Source organism: Cellulomonas palmilytica (assembly GCF_021590045.1).
GTDB classification, from domain to species: Bacteria; Actinomycetota; Actinomycetes; order Actinomycetales; family Cellulomonadaceae; genus Cellulomonas; species Cellulomonas palmilytica.
On record NZ_CP062221.1, the window covers coordinates 1,027,080 to 1,045,400 of the forward strand.

General features: G+C 75.7%; 15 protein-coding genes. 7 read left to right on the top strand and 8 right to left on the bottom strand.

The genetic code is table 11. The features are described 5' to 3' along the window. Position 1 precedes the first annotated feature (1 nt). Positions 2-358 carry a MerR family transcriptional regulator gene (locus tag F1D97_RS04915; protein ID WP_236122607.1) on the top strand — a complete coding sequence of 119 codons (357 nt, stop codon included), beginning with the start codon at positions 2-4 and terminating at the stop codon, positions 356-358. 68 nt (positions 359-426) lie between these two features. Then, complete coding sequence (locus tag F1D97_RS04920) at positions 427-807, top strand: DUF5997 family protein (protein ID WP_236123488.1); 381 nt, start codon at positions 427-429, stop codon at positions 805-807. A gap of 29 nt (positions 808-836) precedes the next feature. Here the strand turns inward: F1D97_RS04920 and F1D97_RS04930 are convergent, their stop codons facing one another. The 5 genes from F1D97_RS04930 to F1D97_RS04950 are packed head-to-tail and all read right to left on the bottom strand — an operon-like array spanning position 837 to position 9,029. Next, positions 837-3,698 (bottom strand): GNAT family N-acetyltransferase, encoded by a 2,862-nt coding sequence (locus tag F1D97_RS04930; RefSeq protein WP_317618956.1) that lies wholly within the window; start codon positions 3,696-3,698, stop codon positions 837-839. Positions 3,699-3,704: 6 nt separating this feature from the next. Continuing rightward, on the bottom strand, positions 3,705-5,531 hold the full coding sequence (locus F1D97_RS04935) for an IucA/IucC family protein (RefSeq protein ID WP_236122608.1): 1,827 nt from the start codon (positions 5,529-5,531) through the stop codon (positions 3,705-3,707). Next, on the bottom strand, positions 5,528-6,175 hold the full coding sequence (locus tag F1D97_RS04940) for a GNAT family N-acetyltransferase (RefSeq protein ID WP_236122611.1): 648 nt from the start codon (positions 6,173-6,175) through the stop codon (positions 5,528-5,530). Before F1D97_RS04940 ends, F1D97_RS04935 begins: the two co-directional genes overlap by 4 nt. Further along, positions 6,172-7,584, bottom strand: coding sequence for a lysine N(6)-hydroxylase/L-ornithine N(5)-oxygenase family protein (locus F1D97_RS04945; protein WP_236122613.1), 1,413 nt, complete (start codon positions 7,582-7,584; stop codon positions 6,172-6,174). Before F1D97_RS04945 ends, F1D97_RS04940 begins: the two co-directional genes overlap by 4 nt. After that, the gene (locus tag F1D97_RS04950) at positions 7,581-9,029 is read right to left on the bottom strand and encodes a pyridoxal phosphate-dependent decarboxylase family protein (protein WP_236122617.1); all 1,449 of its coding nucleotides are present in this window, start codon (positions 9,027-9,029) and stop codon (positions 7,581-7,583) included. The genes F1D97_RS04945 and F1D97_RS04950 overlap by 4 nt, the downstream gene beginning before the upstream one ends. 274 nt (positions 9,030-9,303) lie before the next feature. Here F1D97_RS04950 and F1D97_RS04955 point away from each other — a divergent pair, with 274 nt between their 5' ends. Then, entirely contained in the window at positions 9,304-9,579 is a 276-nt protein-coding gene (locus F1D97_RS04955; RefSeq protein ID WP_236122619.1) for a type II toxin-antitoxin system Phd/YefM family antitoxin, read from the top strand. Beyond that, the gene (locus F1D97_RS04960; protein WP_236122620.1) at positions 9,576-9,851 is read left to right on the top strand and encodes a type II toxin-antitoxin system RelE family toxin; all 276 of its coding nucleotides are present in this window, start codon (positions 9,576-9,578) and stop codon (positions 9,849-9,851) included. The genes F1D97_RS04955 and F1D97_RS04960 overlap by 4 nt, the downstream gene beginning before the upstream one ends. 65 nt (positions 9,852-9,916) lie before the next feature. Here the strand turns inward: F1D97_RS04960 and F1D97_RS04965 are convergent, their stop codons facing one another. Together F1D97_RS04965 and trmB are read right to left on the bottom strand one after the other, a co-directional pair. After that, positions 9,917-10,768 (bottom strand): LysR family substrate-binding domain-containing protein, encoded by an 852-nt coding sequence (locus F1D97_RS04965; protein WP_236122622.1) that lies wholly within the window; start codon positions 10,766-10,768, stop codon positions 9,917-9,919. Beyond that, positions 10,765-11,511 (bottom strand): tRNA (guanosine(46)-N7)-methyltransferase TrmB, encoded by a 747-nt coding sequence (gene trmB, locus F1D97_RS04970; RefSeq protein ID WP_236122629.1) that lies wholly within the window; start codon positions 11,509-11,511, stop codon positions 10,765-10,767. Before trmB ends, F1D97_RS04965 begins: the two co-directional genes overlap by 4 nt. A gap of 56 nt (positions 11,512-11,567) precedes the next feature. On the opposite strand from trmB, the gene F1D97_RS17410 reads away from it, so the two are divergent. Both F1D97_RS17410 and F1D97_RS04980 read left to right on the top strand, forming a co-directional pair. Next, positions 11,568-13,064, top strand: coding sequence for a chloride channel protein (locus tag F1D97_RS17410; protein ID WP_263008798.1), 1,497 nt, complete (start codon positions 11,568-11,570; stop codon positions 13,062-13,064). Continuing rightward, on the top strand, positions 13,061-14,056 hold the full coding sequence (locus tag F1D97_RS04980) for a cation diffusion facilitator family transporter (protein WP_396022560.1): 996 nt from the start codon (positions 13,061-13,063) through the stop codon (positions 14,054-14,056). The genes F1D97_RS17410 and F1D97_RS04980 overlap by 4 nt, the downstream gene beginning before the upstream one ends. A gap of 39 nt (positions 14,057-14,095) precedes the next feature. On the opposite strand, the gene F1D97_RS04985 is transcribed toward F1D97_RS04980, so the two are convergent. Beyond that, positions 14,096-15,598, bottom strand: a complete 1,503-nt coding sequence (locus F1D97_RS04985; RefSeq protein ID WP_236122632.1) for a cellulose binding domain-containing protein — start codon at positions 15,596-15,598, stop codon at positions 14,096-14,098. A gap of 440 nt (positions 15,599-16,038) precedes the next feature. Between F1D97_RS04985 and F1D97_RS04990 the strand changes: the two genes are divergently transcribed. Next, positions 16,039-18,264, top strand: coding sequence for an Ig-like domain repeat protein (locus F1D97_RS04990; RefSeq protein ID WP_236122634.1), 2,226 nt, complete (start codon positions 16,039-16,041; stop codon positions 18,262-18,264). The last annotated feature ends 57 nt before the right edge of the window (positions 18,265-18,321 follow it).

An 18,321-nucleotide genomic window follows, 5' to 3' on the forward strand; every position in this document is an offset into this window, starting at 1 on the left:
CATGACGGGGTTCGCACCTGGGGAGGTCGCGCGACGCACCGGCCTGACCCTCGACACGCTGCGGTACTACGAGCGCGAGGGGCTCGTCGGACCCATCGAGCGTTCGGTGGGCGGGCAGCGCCGGTACGACGAGGACGACGTCGCGTGGATCGGCATCGTCACGTGCCTGCGCGACGCGGGCCTCGGCATCGCCGACCTGCGCCGGTTCACCGAGCTGCTGCGCTCCGAGGCGGGGCAGGACGACCGCGTCGCCTTCCTGCGCCGCCGCCGCGCCGAGCTCGTCGAGCAGGCCGAGCGCATCCGCGAGGCGGTCCGCGTCCTCGACGACAAGATCGCCTACTTCGGCGGCGAGGCCTGACCCGCACCGCGGGAGGGGTCGGCGCGGTGCACGCGTAGGGTTGGTGCGTGCCCAAGAAGACCCAGGAGATGAAGCCGTCCACGGCGGCGGCCAAGCTCGACGTGTACCTGCCGGCGACCCCCGAGGAGTTCCGCACGGGAACGGTGACGCGCGACGAGCTCGCGGAGCTGCAGCGCAACCCGCCGGCCTGGCTCACGGACCTGCGTCGCAACGGGCCGCACCCGCGCAACGTCGTCGCCGCGCGCCTGCGGGTGTCGACGTCAGGGCTCGCGCGCGCCGGCGTCACCGACCCGCTGACGACCGACGAGATCAACGCGCTGATCGCCGACCCGCCGGAGTGGCTGGTGCGCGAGCGTCAGACGTTCGAGGAGGTCCGCCGGGAGGAGCGCCGCCTCGAGGCGCGCGAGGCCGACCGCCGCGCGGAGCAGGCGCGCCGCGAGCGCGCCTGACCCAGCCCGCCCGATCTAGCCCGCCCGACCTAGCGGGAGTCGCGCCAGACCAGGCGCGCGCGCTTGGTCGGCAGGTCCACCTCCGGGCCGAGCTCGAAGCCCAGGGCGCGCGCGTGCCGCAGGATCGCCGCGTTCGCCGCGTCCGGTTCGGCGACCACGCGGCGCACGCCCCGGCGGGTGCCGATCAGGTCCACGACCGCGCCCAGTAGCCCGGCGACCGAGCCGCGCGGCGGGCGCGCGCCGACCAGCACGTGCATGCCCACGTCGCCGGCCCGCACGTCGTACACCTCGCCCACCGGGTCGAGCGCGGGGTCGTAGACCTGCACGAGCCCCGCGGGAACGCCGTCGGCGTGCACGATCAGTGCGTGGTGGTGCGGCAGGTCGTCGACGAACGCGTACGTGTCGCGCAGCTCGTCGGGCGCGAGGTGGGCCAGGCCCCAGAACCCCGTGCCCCGCGCGGTGACCCACTGGTGCAGCAGCGGCAGGTCGGCGTCGGGGTCGAGGACCGTCCAGGTCAGGTGGCCGACCTGGGAGTCCTCGTCCGCGACGACCGCCCCGCGGGGGCCGACCGCCCACGCGACGGGCGACGTCCCGGCCGGGCCCTCGCCCGACGACGCCTCGGCGCCCGGTCCCTCGCCCGACGGCGTCCGCCCGAGCGCCTGCGGGTCGGGGGTCAGCGTGTCCCACGCGATCACGACCTCGACCGTCCGCGCCCGCGCCCACACCGCGTGCTGGTCGGCGAGGTGCGGGCCCGCCGGGTCACCGCTCGCGCCGAACGGGACGCCCCACCGGCTGCGGTCGCGGTCCGCGAGGTCCCACACCCACCGCGCGACGGACCCGCGGTAGGCGCGGTCGGTGACGCCCGGCACGCTCCCGGTGCAGCGCACGGTGTCCTGGTCGCCGCTCAGCGGCAGCGACGGGACGCGCGGTGGCACGGCGCCCGGCACGTCGTCGAGCACGTGCGCGGGGAGCACGGTGTGCCGCTCGCCCCAGGGGCCCGGCTCGGGGCCGTCGGCGACCTCGACGAGGGCGGCCCGCACCAGCGCGTCCCCGTCGATCCCGAGGTCGGTCCCCGGGGCGTCGAGGAGCGCGGGGACGACGAGCGCGACGCGCCCCCGCACGCCCAGCCACGGGTCGAGCACGGCGCCCAGCCCGTGCGGCGCACCGAGCGCCGCGAGCGCGGGCTCGGCCACGAGCCGGCGAGCGAGCGCGCCCCGCACGGCGGCGTACGCGGCCGCGTCGGTGCTCGCGGCGTCCATGCGGCGGTCCCACGCGAGCAGGCGGTCGCGCAGCGCCGCGGCCGGGCCGTCGAGCCCGCCGACACGTGCGACCAGGGCGACCAGGCGGTCCGCCTCGGCCAGGCGCGTGTCGCCGTGCAGCGCGCCCATGTCCGCCGGCGTGAGGCCGGTGCGGTCCGTGAGCAGCGAGCGCAGGCGGTCGGCGCGGTCCGGCGCGTAGGCCGTGCCGTGGTCGCGCGTCGGCTCGGCGGGGCGTTCGTTGGCGTCGACGTGCACACCCGTCACGACGACGGGCGCGGCGAGGCGCCGCCATGGACGGGGTGCGTGCCCAGGGTCCCACGCGACGAGGGGCACGAGCCGCTGCGCGCGCGGTCGGTCCGCGACGCGGCCCGCGTCGAACGCGAGCACCGTGCCCTCGGTGTCGGCCGCGACCACGCGGTCGACGGGGTCCACCCAGCCGGTGAACGCCTCGTGCACGTCGTGCGCCGTGCGGGCGTGCAGCAGGCGCCGGGCCGTCGCGATCCCGAGGTCGGAGTCGACGCGCGCGGGCAGCCGCAGCGCGTACGCGTCCTCGTGGCCGGGCTCGTCGTCCCCGGTCCCGCGGCCCGGCTCGTGGTCGGACCTGTCACGCGGCTCGTCGTGCAGCCGGGCGGGGGCCGTCACGTCGAGGCCCCGCACGACGAGCGGACCGCGCACCGTCTCGACGACCTCGACCTCGACCGCGTCCCCGCCGCGCACCGTGACGTGCTCGACCGCCCGTGCGGTCGGCTCCCACCCGCCCGGCCCCCACGCCTGCCACGTGCCGTCCGGCCCGCGGCGCAGCCGCTCGTGCACCACCTCGGCGCTGTGCGCCATCGCGTTGGTGATGCCCCACGCCGCGCCGCCCGCGTGGCCGAAGTGCGGGACGCCCGGCACGCCGACGAACGCGAGGCCGAGCACGTCGTAGCCGGGGCACGCGAGCCGGACCTGCTGGTACGTGCCGGGTAGGTCGAGCAGGCGGTGCGGGTCGCCCGCGAGCAGCGGCGCGCCCGACGCCGTGCGTGACCCGTGCACGGCCCACGCGTTGGAGCCCGCGGTCGGGCCGCCCTCGGACGGGTCGAACAGTGCGAGCAGCCGCACGGGGTCGAGGCCCGCGAGCGGCGACCCGGGTGTCGCGTCGCGCACGAGCCGGACGACGTGCGCGTGCCACAGGACGCGCGGGAACGTCGAGAACAGCACGTGGTAGGCGTGCAGCGCACCGAGCGGCGCCCACGCGGGCCACGGGTCGTCGGTGTCGGCGGCGCCCGGGCCGCGCGGCGGGAGCACGCGGTCGAGCTCGCGCTCCTCGGCCGTCGGCCCCGCGGCGACGAGCCCCTCCCGCACGCCGGCCGCGTACGCGTCGACCCACGCGCGGTCGTCGTCCGCGAGCGCCGCGTACGCCCGGCGCGCGGTGTCGGCCAGCCGGACCCGACGCGCGAGCACGTCCCACGGCAGGCCCGTGGGCCCGAGCAGCGCGGCGCTCGCCCCCGCGACCTGTGCGCGCAGCAGCCGCAGCTGCCACGTCCGGTCGTGCGCGGTGACGCGCCCCTGCGCGTGCGCGAGCGCGAGCTCGTCGTCGGCCCGCACGTGCGGCACGCCCCACGCGTCGCGCCGGACCTCGGCGCCCGTCCCCATGCCCGCTCAGCCCGCCGTGACGAGCGCGTCGTCGCGCGCGACCGGGTTGGCGAGCGTCCCGGCGTAGATGAACGACCCGCCCTGGTCGGTGAGGTCGACCATCTGCAGCGTGTTGCGCAGCTGCAGGCGGTTGAGGCAGGAGTGCCGGAACCGCGCGACGCGCACGTCGACGTCGGCGGGCAGGTCCGGGTGGTCGGCCGCGTGCTCGTCGAGGCACCGGGCGACCGCGCCCCAGAACTCGTCCTGCGTGAGCACGCCGTCGGTCACGAGGATGCCCGCGAGGTGGCGCAGCACGCCGTCGAGCACGTCGACGAGGATCGCGTCGGCGCGCTCGGCCGGGTCGACGACGGCGCGCACACGCTCGACGCCGGGCGGCAGCGGCCTCTCGTCCATCACCGCGACCTCCTCGCCGATGTCCTTGAGGAACGCGCCCACGGGCACGTGGTCGCGCAGCACCAGGATGACGTTCTCGCCGTGCGGCATGAACGCCAGGGCGTGCGCGCGCAAGCAGTGCACGAGCGGGCGCAGGTAGACGCGCAGGTAGGCGGCGAGCCAGTCGACCGGGTCGAGCCCGGAGGCCCGGACGGCTGCGGTCGCGTACGCGTCGCCGTGGGCGTCGCGATGCAGCAGCGCGGCCATCGTGGCTGCCCGCTCGCCGTCGCGCAGCAGCGGCACGGGGGACTCGCGCCACAGCGCCGCGAGCATCTTGCGGTGCGCGTTCGGCTGCGGCGTGCGGTGGTAGACGTCGCCCGTGTACCCGATCGACGCGTGCTCGCGCAGCACGCGCACGCCGCACGCGACGAGCTCGGGGTCGCCGTGCACGAGGTCGGCGACCCAGTCGTTGATCGCCGGGGTCGCGCGCATGTAGGCCGGGCTCAGGCCGCGCAGGAACCCCATGTTCTGGATCGCGACGGCCGTCTTCACGTAGTCCCGCGCCGGGGTGGTGACGTTGAGGAACGTGCGGATCGACTGCTGCGCGCGGTACGCGTCGTCCGACTCGCCGAGCAGGACGAGGTCACGGCGCGCGACGTCGGGCGCGAACGTCACGGCCACCTTGTGCTCCCACTGCCACGGGTGCACCGGCAGGTAGCGGTAGTCGGCGGGGTCGAGGCCGAGGTCGCGCAGGCGGGCCGAGAAGCGCGCGAGCGTGGCGGCGCCGAGCTCGCGCGCGTACAGCGTGTCCTCGGCGAGCCCGCCGCCGAGCGCGAGGTGCGTGCGGTCGCGCCGCGCGGCGAGCCAGACGAGCCGCACGTCACGCGCGGCCTCGGGCGCGTACGCGTCGTGCTCGCGGACCCCGAACCCGATGCGGCCGTTGTTCGCGACGAAGCCGGGGTGGCCCTCCGTCATCGCGGCCTCGACGGTCGCGAGGTCCGCGTGCAGCAGCGCGGCGACCGGAGGCCCGGGGCGGTGCCGCTTGTACGCGGCGGACGCGAGCGTCGCCGACAGCTCCTCGAGGTAGAGCGCGAGCAGGTCGTCGGGGATGCGCAGCAACGGCTGCAGCTCGAGCACGAGCTCGAGGACGTCGAGGTCCGCGGGGACGCCCGCGCGCTCGCGGGTCAGGGTCGCGGCGTCGATCACCCAGTGCTCGAGCGCGAGGCGCCGCGCGCGGAATCGGTACGCGACCGGACCGTCGGGCGCGTCGAGCGCGACGACGAACGCGTCCCGGCCGGCCGCGCGGTCGCGGGCGGGGGCGAGCAGTCGCTCGTGCGTGAACTCCGCGAGCGCCTTGGCGACGAGGTGCCGCTGCGCGGCGGCCAGGTGCCCGGGCGTGAGGTGGTCGGCGGGGTGCGGGTCGGCCGCGGCGGGCGTCAGGGTCGTGGGTGCGGTGGTCATCGGGTGTCTCCGGGTGCGGCGGGCGCGGCCTGGCGGGGGTCGCGGCGGGTGGTGGCGGGGCGCGGTGGGGCGCCGAGGCGGCTCGCGGCGAACTCGGCGCGCGTGCACACCGACAGCGCGGCGCGCTTGCCGGGCAGGTCGACCTCGCGCAGCACGCGGAAGCCCGCGGCGGCGTTCTTGGCGGCGATCGCGGTGTTGCGCACGTCGGGCTCGACGACGACGCGCGCGGCGCCCAGCGGCCCGAAGCAGAAGCGCATCGTCGCGGCCATCACGGCGTCGGTCAGGCCGGTCACACGCGGACCGGTGGGCGGTGCGACGAGCAGGTGCATCCCGACGTCGCCGGGCTCGGCGTCGTGCACGCCCGTGAGCAGCACGCGCGCCGGGTCGTAGGTCTCGACGAGGAACGTCGCGGTCCCGGCGACGCAGCCGAGCCACGCGTGCTCGTCGTCGGACGCCGCGACGCGGCTCTCGTACGCGAGCACGTCGTCGGGACCCAGCCCACCCATGGCCCAGTAGTGCGACGCCGGGTGCGTGAGCCACGCGTGCAGCACGGCCGCGTCACGCTCGGGCACGACGGCTTCGAGCGTGACGGGTCCGAGCAGCCGCCACGGCTCGCGCGCCGGCGTCGGTGCGCTCGCCGTCACCGCGCGACCCGCGCGGCCCCGGCGGGCACCGCGGTGCTCGGCGGCGTGACCGTCCCCGCGGGAGCGGGGTGGGACCCGCCGGGCACACCGAAGTCCTGGAACGCGATGCGCTCCTCGCGCGGGTAGACCTCCCGCCCGCAGACCGCCGCGAGGATCGCCGACGACCGCCACGCGCCGAACCCGAGGTCCGGCGCGGTGAGCCCGTGCGTGTGCTCCTCGCCGTTCTGCACGAACACGCGGCGCCGCCCGCCGTCGACCGAGTAGTCGCGCGCCACCGCGAGGCGTCCGCGCGCGTCCCAGTCGAGCCGGTCCGCGATCCCCAGCAGCACGTCCGGCACGCCCGCGGCGTAGCCCGTGGCCAGGACGAGCGCGCTCGTCGTGCGCTCGTGCTCGGCGCCCGTCTGCCCGTGGCGCAGCCGCAGCGTGTACTCGCCGGCGACCTCGTCCCAGGTCGCCCCGGTGACCTCCGTGTCGGTCAGCAGCGTCGTCGGGACCGGGCCGGTGGCGCTGCGGCGGTAGAGCGTGTCGTAGATGTCGTCGACGAGGTCGCCGCTGATGCCCTTGTAGAGGGAGCGCTGCTCGCGCGTGAGCCGGTCGCGCACGTCCATCGGCAGCGCGTGGAAGTGGTCGGTGTACTCCGGCGACGTCAGCTCGAGCGTGAGCTTGGTGTACTCCATCGGGAAGAACCGCGGCGAGCGCGTCACCCAGTCGAGCCGGCCGCGCTCGGTGTCGAGCGTCTCGAGCAGGTCGCGGTACACCTCCGCGGCGGACTGTCCGGAGCCGACGACCGTGACGGACGGCGCCCCGCGCAGGGTCTCGCGGTGCGTCAGGTAGTCCGCGGAGTGCAGCCACGGCCCGGGCAGGCCGCGCAGCGCCTCCGGGACGACGGGCCGCGTGCCGACGCCGAGCACCACGTGCCGCGTGCGATACGTCTCCGTGCGGCCGGACCCCGTGCGGCCGGACCCCGTGCGGCCGGACCCCGTGCCGTCGGCCGTGCGGGCGTGCACGACGTACAGGTCCTCGTCGTCGGGGTCGACCTCCACGGCGGTGACGTCCCGGCCCCAGCGCAGCGACGGGAGCTGCTCGGCGACCCACCGGCAGTACGCGTCGTACTCGCTGCGCAGCGGGTAGAAGCTCTCGCGGATGTAGAACGGGTACAGGCGCCCGGTGGCCTTGAGCCACGCGAGGAACGAGAACCGGCTCGTCGGATCGGCCATGGTCACGAGGTCCGCGAGGAACGGCACCTGGATGGTCGCGCCCTCGAGCATCATGCCGGGGTGCCAGCGGAACTCCGCCGCGCGGTCGAGGAAGACCGCGTCGAGGTCGAGCGGGTCGGCCAGCGCGGCCAGCCCCAGGTTGAACGGCCCGATCCCGATGCCGACGACGTCGTGCACGCGCCCCGCGCTCATCGGGCCACCGCCGTCGCCAGCAGGTCGTCGCCCTCGACGAGCGCGGAGGCCGCCTGCTTCACGAGGTCGAGGACGTGCCGGACGTCGTCGAGGGTCGTGGCGGGGTTGAGCAGCGTGAGCTTCAGGGCCGGGCGGCCGTCGAGGCTCGTGCGGGCGACGAGCGCGCGCCCCGAGTCGAACAGCACGCGACGCACCTGGCCGACGAGCGCGTCGGCCTGCGCGTCGGGCAGCCCGTCGGGCTGGTAGCGGAACAGCACCGTCGACAGGTCGCTGCGCGCGAGCAGCCGCAGGTCCGGGTCGTCCTGCACCTCGCGGTGCACGGCCGCGGCCAGGTCGATGGTCGCGTCGACCAGCTCGCCGATGCGGTCGGCACCCAGCGCGCGCAGCGTCACCCACAGCTTGAGCGCGTCGAACCGCCTCGTCGTCTGCAGGGACACGTCGACCTGGTTGGGCTCGTCCTCGTGCTCGGGGTTGAGGTAGTCGGCGTGGTGCGCGACGAGGCGCAGGTCGGCGGCGTGGCGCACGACGAGCGCGGACGACGACACGGGCTGGAAGAACGCCTTGTGGAAGTCGACCGTGACCGAGCGTGCCCGCTCGATGCCGTCGAGCAGGTGCCGGCGCGTGCGGCTGACGAGCAGCCCGCACCCGTACGCGGCGTCGACGTGCAGCCACACGTCGGCGGCGTCGCACACGTCGGCGACGCGCGCGAGCGGGTCGACGCAGCCGCGGTCGGTGGTCCCGGCGGTCGCGACGACGGCCATGGCGTGCCGCCCGTCGCGCTCGACGTGCCGCAGCGCGATCGCCAGCGCCTCCGGCCGCATGCGGCCGCGCTCGTCGACCGGAACGAGGCGCACGGCGTCCGGTGCGAGGCCCAGCAGGCGCGCCGACTTCTGCACCGAGAAGTGGCTCGACGCGGTCGCGAGCACGACGAGGTCGCGCAGGTCCGCCCCGGGCGTCGTCGCGAGCGCGTGCTCACGGGCGACGAGCAGCGCCTGCAGGTTCGACTGCGTGCCGCCCGAGGTGAAGACGCCGCCGCCCGCGGGGAACCCGATGCGGCCCGCGGTCCACGCGACCAGCCGGCGCTCCATGAGCGTGCCGACCGTCGACTGGTCGTACGTGTCGACGCTCGGGTTGATGGCCGCCAGCACGGCCTCGGCCGCCACGGCCGGGACCGCGACGGGGCAGTTGAGGTGCGCGGCGTAGGCCGGGTCGTGGAACCACACGGCGTGCTGCGCGAACAGCTCGTCGACCTCGCGCAGCGCGGTGGCGGTGCCGTGCCCGGGGCCGTCGAGGTCGACCGCGTCGACGAGGGCCTGCAGGTGCTCGCGGCTCGCGCCGGAGAACGGCTGGGTGGTGGTGCGGAACCGGGTGGCGACCCGGTCAACGGTGCCGCGCATGGCGTCGACGTAGGCGTCGGCGCTCGCGGCGGACAACAGCTCGTGCATGCGTCGTGCTCCCCCTGGACGGACGCGTCGTGACCGACGACGCGTTGTGAGGCTCACCTAAGTGAGGCTCGCCTAACTTACGCGAACCGGAGGAACCGTCAAGGAGATGTGACGCACGTCCCGCCTGCGGGCGCCACATCGGACGTGTGGGACACACGTCGCGGGTCCTCGCCTCGGTGGGTGTGGCGGCGCTGACAGCGCGCACGGACGCGGTCCACAAGTGGCCCAGGAGTCTGGCTACATCCAGGCTGGTGTGGAGGCCTATGCTGAGCCCATGAGGACTGTGGCACTGAGCGAGGCGAAGGACAGGCTGTCGGCGCTCGTCGACGAGGCCGACCGCACTCACGAGATCATCCAGATCACGAAGCACGGCCGCAGCGCGGCGGTGCTGATGTCAGCCGACGACCTGGACTCCCTGCACGAGACCCTCTTCTGGCTGTCCCAGCCGGGCGTGCGCGAGGACGTCGCCGCGGCGCGCCAGGCGGTGGCCGAGGAGACGACGACCTCCGGTGAGGGCCTGCGGGCCAGGTACGGCCTCCCGCCGCTGTGAGCGAGGCCGCCGAACCGTGGCGGGTCCAGGTCGCGCCGAGTGCGATCCGCTCGCTCGACCGTCTGCCCCCGCGCGTCGCCGGTGCCGTCGTGGAGTTCGTCACTCGGACGCTCCCGGCGAACCCCGAGCGCATGTCCAAGCCGTTGCGCTACGAGCTCGAGGGGCTGCGCTCCGCGCGCCGCGGCGACTACCGCGTCCTGTTCACCCTGGACGACGACACCCACGTGCTCCTGGTGGTGCGCATCTCCCACCGGGCCGACGCGTACCGCTGACCGCCCGCGAGCGAGACGCCGACCCCGCATCGTCGCCTCGGCAGCGGAGGTTCGGCAGACCCTGGCTAGCGGCGGCCCTTGCGGCCGGGGCGTCCCGACGAGCGTCCGCCTGACGAGCCCCGTCGGGCGCTCTTGGCCGAGCCGCTCTTCGTGGAGCCCTTCGCCGACGCGTTGCCCGTGGGCTTGCGCCCGCCCGCCTTGCCCGCGCCCGCCTTGCCCGCGCCCGCCTTGCCCGCGCTCTTGCCGGTGCCCGGCGCCGCCGGGGTCTCCGCGCCCGCGCGGCCGCGCGACGACGCGGCGGTGCGGCCGCGGACGATGCCGATGAGCTCCTCGGTGAGGTCGTCGTACGCGTCGACGAGCCACGCGAGGCCCACGGCCGAGCCCGGGGCGTCCGTCACCGGGCGGGTGGTCAGGCCGCGGCGCAGGTGCAGGCGCGCGACCGAGTGCGGCGCGAGCAGCACCGCGTGGCCCGCGGCGACCAGGTCGAGCGCCTCGTCGGTCGTCGCGACCTCGCCCGCGAACCGCTCGCCGGGTGCGTCCGACCAGCCGAGCACGTCGTCGCCGGGCACGACGACCGTCTCGTCGGCCAGGTCGGCCGCGGTGATCTCCTCGGCCGCGGTGAACAGGTGGTCCTTCGGCACGACGACGACCGTGGCCTCGGTGTACATCGTGATGACGTCCACGCCGTCGCGGTCGACCGGCAGGCGCAGGAGGCTCGCCGCGACCTCGCCGGCCCGCAGCGCGCGCTCGGCGTCCGCCGCCGGGACGGGCACCAGCTCGAGCGGGACGTCGCGGATCCGCTCCTCCCACACCCGCACCCAGCGCCCCGGGTTGACGCCCGGCACCATGCCCAGGCGGAAACCGGAGCCGGTCGTCGAACCCTCGTGGGGCGTGCTCTCGTCGGGGAGGTCGGTCATGCGCGGCGCCTCGCGATCACGTCGGTGGACGCGCGGCCGATGGCGAGCGCACGTGCCTCGAACTTGGTGACCGGGCGGTGCTCCGGCCGAGGGACGGGACCCGCGGAGTCGAGGCCCGGGTCGGCGTCGAGCACCTCGACCATCTGCTCGGCGTACGGCGCCCAGTCCGTCGCGACGTGCAGCGTGCCGCCGACGCGCAGGCGCGAGCGCAGCAGCGCGACGTGCTCGGGCTGGACCAGGCGGCGCTTGTGGTGGCGGGCCTTGGGCCACGGGTCGGGGAAGAATGCGTGCACCGCGTCGAGGGAGTCGGGCGCGAGAGCCGTGCGCGCGAGCTCCAGCGCGTCACCGTGCGCCACGCGCAGGTTCGTCAGGCCCAGGCGCTCGGCGAGCAGCAGCAGGTTCGCCAGGCCGGGCAGGTGCACCTCGACCGCGAGGTAGTCGCGGTCCGGGTCGGACTGCGCCATCGCGGCGGTCGTCTCGCCCATGCCCGGTCCGATCTCCAGGACCACGGGCGCGCGGCGGCCGAAGAGCGCCTCGGTGTCGAGCAGGCCGTCCGCGGTGCGGGGGAACGGCGCGGCCTCGTCGTGCACCGAGAACCCGAGCCGGCCGAACAGGCGGTCGAGCGCGTCCGAGCGGTCCCGACCGAGCGACGCGCGGCGCGGGTGGTACGTGCGCAGCGGCTCGTGCGGTCGCGCGGCGACCTGACGGAACAGGTCGCGGTCGACGGGGGTGGCGGGGGGCACGGGGCCAGCCTACGGACGCCGCGCGCAGGTGCCGATGCGTCACTACTGTCGCGGGCATGGGGACGCCCGCGTCGGGCTCGCCCGACGAGACCGCGCCGGCGGGCGCGCGCACCGGCGGACCGGCTGCGCACCAGCCGGTCGTCGAGCCGCGCGTCATGCTGCGGCTCACGGCGCTCGGTGCCCTGCTCGGCCTGCCCGTCGGGATCGTGTCCTACTTGTTCTTCGTGGCCGTGCACGAGCTCGAGGGTCTGCTGTGGGACGACCTGCCGGACGCGCTCGGGCTCGACGCGCCGCCCTGGTACCTCGTCGTCGGGCTGCCCGTCGTCGGCGGCGCGCTCGTGTGGTGCGCGCGGCGGCTGCCGGGCGACGGCGGGCACTCACCCATCGAGGGGCTGTCGATGACGGCGGTCCACCCGCGCGACGCGGCGTCCGTGGTGCTCGCCGCGCTCGCGACCCTGCCGTTCGGGATCGTCCTGGGACCTGAGGCGCCGCTCATCGCGCTCGGCGCGGCCGCCGGGACGTGGCTCACGCAGCGGGCCCGGCTGGCCGAGCACGCGCGGGTCTCGATGGGCATCGCCGGTTCCGGAGCCGCGATGTCCACGCTGTTCGGCGGGCCCCTCGTCGCGGGGCTCATGCTGCTCGAGAGCGGCGTCGGCGCCGGTGCGCTCGTGATCTCGCTGATCCTGCCCGCGCTCGTCTCCGCCGCCGTCGCGTACACGCTCATCACCGGCATCGGCACGTGGACCGGCCTGCCGATGGCCGGGCTCGCGCTACCCGGGCTGCCCACCTACGAGACCGTGCTCGTGCGGGACCTGGTCCTCGCGGTCGCGGTCGGCGTGGTCGCGGTGCTCGTCGCGCGCCTCGTGCGCAACGGCGCGACGAGGATCCGCGACCTCGAGCCTGGGGTCGGGCGGTTCGCGCTGCTCGTCGGCGGCGGGCTCCTCGTCGGTCTGCTCGCGCTCGCGGTGCAGGGACTCGGTGGCGACTCCCAGGACGTGCTGTTCTCCGGTCAGAGCGGCCTGCCGTCGCTCGTCGCGCAGGAGACCGCGGGCGCGGTGCTGCTGCTGCTCGCCGCGAAGTCGCTCGCGTTCGCGGTGAGCATGGGCGCGGGGTTCCGCGGCGGGCCGATCTTCCCCGCGGTGTACCTGGGCGTCGCGCTCGCGACCCTCGGGGCCGTGGTCTTCGACCTGTCCCCGACCGTGGCGATCGCGCTCGGCACCGCGGCGGGCATGACCGCGATGACGCGCATGGTCGTCACGCCCGTGCTGTTCGCGGGCCTGCTCGTCGGGCGGGCCGGGCTCGACGCGATCCCCGTGGCCGTCGTCGCGACCGCGACCGCATGGCTCGCGTCCGCGGTGCTCGACCACCGCGCCCTGCGCCGCGAGCAGGCGTCCGAGGCCGTGCGCCCGCAGGACGCGGCGGCCGCGTCGGCGCCCGCGCCCGTGGGTGCCGTGCTGCCCGTCCCGCACGCCGACGGTCCCGAAGCGCCCGCCACCCGGCCGCCCGCCGCCGGCGCCGACGAGCCCGACGAGCCGCCCGCGGGGCTCGCGTGAGCACCCCACCACCCGCCACGCTCCCCGGCCTGCCCGCGCACGACGAGGGCTCGGGCGGCGAGAGCACGCTGACGGTCGTGATCGCGTTCGTCGCGAACCTGCTCATCGCGGTCGCCAAGACGGCGGCGGCCGTCATCACCGGCGCCGCGTCGATGCTCGCCGAGGCGGCGCACTCCTGGGCCGACACGGGCAACGAGGTGTTCCTGCTGATCGCGCAGCGCAAGGCCGCCCGGCCCGCCGACCGTGCGCACCCCCTCGGCTACGGGCGCGAGGTCTACGTCTGGTCGATGTTCGCCGCGATCGGGCTGTTCGCCGTCGGGGCCGGGGTGTCCATCACGCACGGGATCCAGGAGCTGCAGCACGCCGAGCCCGCGAGCGACTTCGGTGTCGCGTACGCCGTGCTGGCCGTCGCGTTCGTCCTGGAGGGGATCTCGTTCCTGCAGGCGAACCGGCAGGTGCGGGCGGCGGCACGACGACGGTCCAGCGGGGTGCTCGAGCACGTGCTGCGCACCTCGGACCCCACGGTCCGCGCGGTGTACTTCGAGGACGCCGCCGCGCTCGTCGGCATCGTCATCGCGGCCGCCGGGATCGCCGCGCACCAGGTCACCGGGTCCGCCGTGCCCGACGCGATCGGCTCGATCCTCGTCGGCGTGCTGCTGGGCGTCGTGGCCGTGGTGCTCATCCAGCGCAACCGGCGGTTCCTCGTCGGGGAGGTCGTCGACGACCGGCTCTGGAACGCGGCGCTCGCGCTCGTCGTCGCGCAGCCCGAGGTCGCGCGGGTCACGGACCTGCGGCTCGAGCTCGTCGGTGCGCGGCAGGTGTTCCTGTCCGGCGCGGTCGACCTCACGGGCGAACCGGGGGAGACCGACGCGTCCCACCAGCTCGCCGCGCTCGAGCGTCGCATCCGCGACGTCCCCGGCGTCGTCGGCGCGCTCCTGTCGCTCTCCGAGCCCGAGGAGCCCGAGCTGGCGCCGCGGCCCGTCCGCCGCTGAACGGACGGGCCGCGGCTGTCCCTGGACGTCTCCCGCGGGTCAGGCCGCCGGGACGGCCGCGGCGCAGGTCGTCGTCCCGCTCGGCTCCGGACCCCAGCCGATGTAGCCCGCCTCGGCCGTCTGGCCCGCGCCCAGCTGCGCGTTCCAGGCGGCCCCCGAGACGAGCACGTCCGTGCCGGACTGCGTGAACACGCCGTTCCAGCCCTGCGCGACCGAGCCGCCCGTGGGCAGCGTGAAGCCCACGCGCCAGCCCACGATCGGCGTCGAGCCCGCCGTCACCTTCAGCGTCGCCTGGTAGCCGCCCGGCCACCGGTTCATCACCGTGACCGTCGCGGTGCAGCCGAACGCTCCCGACGTCGGCGTGGGTGTCGGGGTGGGCGTGGGTGTCGGGGTCGGCGTCGGGGTGGGCGTGTCCGTCGGGACCGGGGTGGGCGTCGGGGTGGGTGTCGGCGTCGGGGTAGGCGTCGGCGTCGGGCCGCCGTCGAGCAGCGGGTCGAGGAACGCGACGAGCCGGTCGGCGAGCACGCGGTGGTCGGCGAGCGACGGGTGCCAGTGGCAGCCCTGCAGGTCGAGCGGCGCGTCGCTGTAGTCCCACAGCACGACGCGCGTGTCCCCGGCCGCGCGTGCGGCATCGACGACCTGCCGCCCGAGCGTCTGCTGCTCGGTGCCGCCGGACGCCGCGACGCTCACGACGAGGTACGCGTCAGGGTTCGTGCGGCGCAGGCTCGTCAGCAGCTCGCCGTACGCCTGCACCCACGCGGTGCGCAGCGACGCCTGTGTCCACTGCTCGCCCGACCCGACGGCCGTCGAGAAGTCGTTGATCCCGAGCCCGACGACGACGGCCTCGGGCGTCCAGGAGGCGGGTCGCTGCCACACGTCGCCGGCGACGGCCAGCAGCGCGCGGTCGGCGTACGTGCGGAAGCTCGTGCCCGGCTCGCCGCCCGCGTAGTTGCGCACGAGCCCGCGCCCGGAGAACGCGTTGAGCTGGTAGTCCGCACCGAGGTCGCGGGCCGCCAGCGCGCCGAACGACCGGTCGGCGTTGGTCGTGCGGTTCACCTGGTCGCCCGAGCAGTCGCGGCCCGTCGTGGACTCGTTGCCGTACCCGGCGGTGAACGAGTCGCCCAGGAGCTCGAGCTGCAGGTCGCGCGCGGCGGGAGCGGACAGCACCTGGCCGCCGGGTGCGGCGACGAACCCGCGGAACGTGCTCGTCGCCCACGGCGACTCGTTGCGCTTGACCACGCGCACGGTGTGCGTGCCGCTGCTCAGGCCCTCCACCCAGTGCGTCGTGGTGCCCGGCATGACGAGCGTCGCGACGCGGGTGCCGTCGACCTGCACCTCCCAGTCGGCGGCCGAGTCGGACAGCCGCACGCCGACGCCCGTGCCCGTGAACCGGCCCTCGAAGTACACGCCGGGCCAGGACAGCTGCGCGCTGCCGTCGGCCGCCGCCGCGACGCGGCCCGCGGTGTGCGCGGTCGCCACGAGGTCCGGGTCGAGCTCGGCGGCCCCGGCGGTCGTCGCGCCGGCGAGGGTGCCCGCGAGCACGCCGGCCAGTCCTGTCGCGACTGCTGTCGAGAGGACGCCGCGTCGGCGCCTCGTCGGCGGTCGGCCCGTGTCCGGGGTGGTCCCCGGGCGCCTCGTCGTGCCCGTCCTCGTCGACCGTCGCACGTCCGCTCCTCCCCGCGGACGGCCCGTCCGCAGCCCCGCCCGCTGCGCCGGGTGCGCGCGGGCCGGGTCCTGGTTACCGCTCTCCGGGGTCCGCCCCGCACCCGCGAACCGATTCACGCCGTCACCCGCTCGGCCGCGGGCTCTGCGGGTGGAGTTCGCACCGTCGAAGCGCTTCCCTCCACCCGATCGGTGAAGCCGCAGGTCATCGCGGCATTCCGACATGTGGCACGCGCCTCGTGGCAAGTCCCGAATCGGTACAGTCCCGACATTCGCGCCGGGCAGCGGCGCGAGCAGTCGTCGACGAGAGGCCGTTCTTCATGACCCCCGCCCCGACCGCCCTGCCGCGCACCCGCAGCGCGTTGCTCGCCATCGTGGGAGCGCTCTCGCTCCTGATCGCCGGGCTTGTGACGCCCGCGGCCGCGGCGGACGCCACGACCGTCACCGGTCGCGTGGTGTTCCCCGCCGGGTACACGTACTCCGCCGCCCAGCCGCCGCGCGTCCTGCTCTCCGACCGGAACCCGGGCTCCTCGACGGCCTTCCAGGTCGGGACGTGGGCCACCGTCGCCGCCGACGGCACCTTCGCCGTCGGGCAGAACCTGCGCACCGACCGCCCGTACGTCCTCACGCTGCACGACGGCCAGCACCGGCTCGTCAACGGGTACGCCGGCGGGGGCACGACCGTCCAGGCCCTCGACCAGGCGACCACGCTCGCGACCGGGTCCAGCGTGACGTTCAGCGCCACGCTCGGCGAGCGGATCACCGGACGCGTGCAGCTGCCCTCGGGGCACAAGGGCGAGACCGGGCCCGTCGGCGTCCGGGGCCTCGTCGGTGCCGAGGGCCGCCTCGTCTCGGGCACGGTCGCCGCGGACGGCACGTTCGTCGTCGGGGCCCTGCCCTCCGGCACGCCGGTGCACCTCGAGGTCACCACGCCCTACGACCTGTACGGCGGCGTCTGGAACCCCGCCGACGGGTTCCTCGTCCCCGGGCGCGAGCACGCCGGGACGGTCACCGCGCCGACGAGCGGCCTGTCCCTCCAGGTCAACCGTGCCGGGACCATCCGTGCCCAGCTCGACCTGCCGGACTTCAGCGCGTACGAGAGCCTGCTCATCTTCGAGGCCGTGACGGGTCCCGGGGGGTCGATCAGCGCAGGCACGGCGATCGTCAACCCGGACGACACGGCGACGTTCACCACGCTCGACACCGGACGGACGTACGCCCTGCACCTGACCACGGGCATGGGCAAGGTCGAGGAGGGCCTGGTGCGCGCGGACGGCACCGTCCTGCCGACCTACGACATCGCGGAGGTCTGGTCGCAGGGCGCGGCCGTGCGGCCGACCCCGGACGGCACCACGTTCGTCGTGCGTCCGCAGTGGCTCCCGGCGCTGCGCGGCCGCGTCATGCTGCCCGAGGGGTACCCCTTCGAGAGGGACACCCTTCTGGTCCGGCGGTACGAGCGCCTGGCGGGACAGACGACGTGGATCGACCGCGGCTACCAGGACGTGCGTCAGGACGGCACGTTCACGTTCGCGGTCCAGTCGATCCCGGAGGGCACCGAGCAGGTGCTCGGGCTCGAGGTGACCGGCGGCCGACCCGTCGGTTCGCTCCCCGTCGGCTTCTGGGCGGGCAACGACACGGCCCCGGTCGCGAGCATCGACGCCGCGAAGCGGGTGACCCCGTCGCGCGAGCGGGACATCGTCTTCCCGCTCTCGGTGCGGAACGCGACGGCGCCGTCCGTCACGGGCACCGCGCGCGTGGGCGCGACCCTCACGGCGAAGGTGGGCACCTGGACGCCCGCGTCGGCGACGACGAGCGTGCAGTGGCTGCGCGACGGCACGGCCGTCAGCGGCGCGACGGGCACCACGTACACGCTCACGGCCGCCGACGCCGGGAAGCGGGTCGCCGCGCGCGTGACCGCGGACAACGGTCTCGGATGGGCGCCGGCGGTCCTGACCACGCCGGCGGTGGACGTCGCGCAGCCGATCGCGAACGTGACGCGGGTGTCGATCTCCGGGACCGTCGGCTATGGGAAGACGGTGTGGGTCAAGCGCGGTGAGTGGTCGCCGGACCCGGTGTCGACGAGCGTGCAGTGGCTGCGTGACGGTGTCGCGATCAGCGGGGCGACGGGCTCGTCGTACAAGGTCGGCAAGTCCGACGTCGGCAAGAAGCTGTCGGTGCGGGTCACGGCGAAGGGCGCGGACGGCTCGACGGCGCGGTCCACGTCGGTGGCGACGAAGGTGCCGAAGGTGACGCCGAGCGTGAAGGTGTCGGTGCCGTCGGTGAAGGCCGGCACGAAGCTGAAGGCCACCGTGACAGTGGACTCCGGTGGTCTGGTGACCAAGCCGCTCGGCACGGTCGCAGTGACGATCGGGTCGAAGACCGTCAAGGTCACGCTCACCGCGACCCACGCGGGGAAGGTCACCGTCACCCTGCCCGCGCAGGCCAAGGGCTCCCACAAGGTCACCGCGAAGTACACGCCGACCTCGACGTCGAGCACCTACCTCAACGGCGCGACCTCGTCGACCGTCACGGTCAAGGTCACCTGATCCCCGGGGCCGGGGCGCCGCCGTCGCGCCCCCGCCCGGCCACGTCCCCCTCGTGCC